This is a genomic window from Shigella sp. FC1967 (genome assembly GCF_001743005.1).
Lineage (GTDB): Bacteria > Pseudomonadota > Gammaproteobacteria > Enterobacterales > Enterobacteriaceae > Proteus.
In genome coordinates, this window is sequence record NZ_MIIZ01001203.1 from 1 (window position 1) to 489 (window position 489).

1 pseudogene is annotated in these 489 nt (G+C 48.7%); it reads right to left on the reverse strand.

From position 1 onward, the window contains the following. Positions 1-489: pseudogene (locus tag BHE89_RS20235) on the reverse strand (RNA-guided endonuclease TnpB family protein); the annotation flags it as partial.

Consider the following 489-nt stretch of genomic DNA (forward strand, 5'->3'; position numbering starts at 1 on the left):
TCCAGTTTTACCAGATGGACGCCTTTTTCTGCGGCTTTATATTCCAGCTTTGTGATAAAACCATGCCAGCCTGCATCACCGATAGCGCGAGCCAGACAGTGGTTTTTCATCATATTCGCCGATTTCAGTGTCTCGACAATTACCGCTTGGTTTTCGTCAACAATTGCACGAGAGAGTTTGTGTTGAAATCAGCACGGGCATTGGCTACCCGTTCGTGTACACCTGCAAGCTGTATTCGGGCTTTACGGCGATGAGCACTCCCTTTTTGCTTGCGAGATAAGGCTTTTTGTTTTCGACGTAGGTGACGGCTGGCATTGATAAGGTGGCGCGGATTAGCAATCTTATTGCCGTCTGATTTGATGGCGTAATGACTCAGCCCCACATCAAGCTCCGTGATATTTGATATCAATGTTGGCTTTGCCGGTGCTTCTACCCCGTCATCACAGAGTAGTGACGCATAGTATTTTCCGGTTGCGCTGCGGCTCAGTG